This window comes from Cupriavidus sp. IK-TO18 (genome assembly GCF_015549295.1).
In the GTDB taxonomy this organism is placed as follows: Bacteria; Pseudomonadota; Gammaproteobacteria; order Burkholderiales; family Burkholderiaceae; genus Cupriavidus; species Cupriavidus oxalaticus_A.
Genome location: NZ_JADGMP010000062.1, coordinates 1 through 2,567 on the forward strand (window position 1 = coordinate 1; position 2,567 = coordinate 2,567).

Below are 2,567 nucleotides of genomic sequence, written 5' to 3' on the forward strand. Positions count from 1 at the left end.
GTCGCGCTGGCGACCACAGCCGCCACGACGCAGTCCAGCGCCACCGCCCATCACTAGGAGGGATGGCGATATTAAAAAGCGTCCCTCTATGCACCCATCTTTCCGGTTTGTGGATCAGGCTCACCTGCAGAGTACCTCGCGTGATCCGAAAACCCTCAAAATCGGCTCAACATTTGAGGCGTATATGGCAAAATACGGCTCATGAAACCAATCTCGCCTTGGATTTGGCGTCGCGCAGATTGGCCCGCTGGGGCTCTCGCCTATGACGCCGAGATGGCCGCGCCCGATTTGGCGGAGGCCTACCGGTTGCACGGGGTCTTGGAAGGCAAGGCCATTGCCATCGGCCTTGGCAGTACCAGCCAGGTAGCCCTCGACGCGCTGTCCGATGAGGTGCTCGCCACGGCTGCCATTGAGGGTGAACGGCTCTCGCTCGATGCCGTTCGCTCGTCGGTCATGAGGCGACTCGGATTGGCGACGTCCGGGCCCATTAACCGAAGTGTCGACGGCCTGGTGGACGTCATCAGTGACGCAACGACAGCCATTGATATGCCCTTGGACGAAGACCGTCTGTGCCGCTGGCAATCTGCGTTATTCCCTGGTGGCACTTCAGGCATCCATCGAATCGCCGTCGGTCGCTATCGTGACCATGCCGATCCAATGCAGATCGTGAGCGGTCAGCCGGGCCGCGAGGTGGTGCATTACGAGGCGCCGCCTTCAAAGGACGTGCCGGCTCAGATGAAACGCTTCCTTAACTGGTTCGCCGAGACCTCGCCCGCACAGCCCTCGGCGTTGCCCGCAAGTCGCAAGCCCGTCGATGGCTTCGCCCGCGCCGCCATCGCGCACCTGTGGTTCGAGAGCATCCACCCGTTTGAGGACGGCAACGGCCGCATTGGTCGGGCTATTGTCGACATGGCCATGGCTCAGCATCTGAGACAGCCGGTGCGCCTGTACAGTCTGTCGCGGCAGTTCCTGACCTCACGCTCGGCGTACTACGACGCTCTGAACCATGCTCAGCGCGGCGAAACGGACGTTACAGCATGGGTGCAGTGGTTTGCGCGCCAAAGTACGGCCGCCTGTCATGCCGCGAGCCTGGTCATCGACCAGGCGATTGAGAAAAGGCGCTTCTGGGAGAAGCACGAGGGCAGCGATCTTCATGAGCGGCAGCGCAAGGTGCTTCAGCGCCTGCTCGACGACGGAGACGGTGGCTTCTTGGGCGGGCTGAACGCTGAGAAGTACATGAAAATGACGGGGGTCTCAAAGGCCACGGCCACTCGCGATCTATCGGAGATGGTCACGGGCGGGCAATTGCGGAGCCACGGTGCGGGCAAGGCGGTGCGCTATTACATCAATGTGCCCGGGTGGTCGCATGGTCTAGCTGTGGAGGCGATCCGGGTGGTCCAGACCCCGAAGGAGATTTAGTCGTTGCAGGGACTGGCTCAGGGTCCAGATCCCAGCTCAGGTTTTCCAGGCGGCGCAACGCCGGATGGGGGCAGCCGTGCCACAGGTACCACTTGGCGCCATACAGCGCCTTGATCGCGTACGACGTCAAAGCTGCAAACATGCACTGCCGGCAGGGGTACAGCCTCGCCAACGCCTTGCCGCGTAGTCAGCCGCCGGATTGGCGCGGTCTCCGACCTGCCGCAGGCGTTGAAGGACATCGCCGCCGGGGCGGTGCAGACCATCCGGCAGGCGGCCAACGAGGCCGCTACCGGCGAGCTGACCACGCTGCGCGCCGAGGCGTGCCCGACTGGCTGCAGCGGGCGGTCAATGCGGAGCAGAGCAAGGAATTTTACCGGGTTGAATAGTCCCACCGATGCATTCGGCCCTCTGTCTAATGGCGGATGTGACGAGGGCTGGGCGCGAGAATTCGTAAGGAAGGCTTGGCGCAGGCGAGAAGCGAACGACACGCAAGAGACAAGGTCTCACCGTCCATGGGATTAGGAAGCGTCTGCACGTGCAGTGGCTTCAATGAAGGAGAACAAATTGGCTTCAGAGCAAGAAGTTGAACCCCTTGTCGCGAGCAATGCGACGGACGGACTTGGTCAGATGGAGTTTCCCATCGCTGAGGCGATGCGCGACGCGGATCCCGTCATGGGTGAAGCCAGTGGTGCAGGCGTCGGTAGTGGCAGCGTTGACACTCAGGCCAAACGCTTGGACTTCTGGTCGACAAGCCGGGATAGCGGCCCGACGACGACCGTGTCATATCAGCGCCGGCGGTCTTACGCAGCCCCGGACGCTTCAACGGAAGACGTGGCACCAGAAGAATCGAGGGAAGCTGCCGCCTCGGAAGCGTTGACTGAATCTGACGCGCCGGAAGCGCCCATTGAAGCCATGCCCTCGGAAGCGACCACTGAAGCCGTGGCCGAAGCTGCGGTTGAAGTCCTGGCCACGGACGAACCGATGGTAGCGCCGGCCCAGGACGAACTGACCGAAACGGCCGCCCCGGTAGCACCGCGTTACGCCCCAGCCCCGGAAGCTGCGCCGGAAGAGAGGCGGGCCCCGAAGCGAGGTCGGAAGCCGAAAGCGCTCACCGAAACTGCCGCCCCGGAAGCTGCGCCGGAAGAGAC

At 62.8% G+C, this 2,567-nt stretch carries 1 protein-coding gene and 1 pseudogene; both read left to right on the forward strand.

What is annotated here, in order from left to right; all coding sequences use genetic code 11:
* The first annotated feature begins 273 nt into the window (after nucleotides 1-273).
* Nucleotides 274-1,419 (forward strand): Fic family protein, encoded by a 1,146-nt coding sequence (locus IPF36_RS33950; RefSeq protein WP_255520003.1) that lies wholly within the window; start codon nucleotides 274-276, stop codon nucleotides 1,417-1,419.
* Between the two features lie 549 nt (nucleotides 1,420-1,968).
* Nucleotides 1,969-2,567, forward strand: a pseudogene (locus IPF36_RS33955) (H-NS histone family protein); the annotation flags it as partial.

Excerpts from the sequence above, each read along its gene's own strand:
- IPF36_RS33950 (WP_255520003.1), top strand. The coding sequence starts at position 274 with ATGGCCGCGCCCGATTTGGCGGAGGCCTACCGGTTGCACGGGGTCTTG.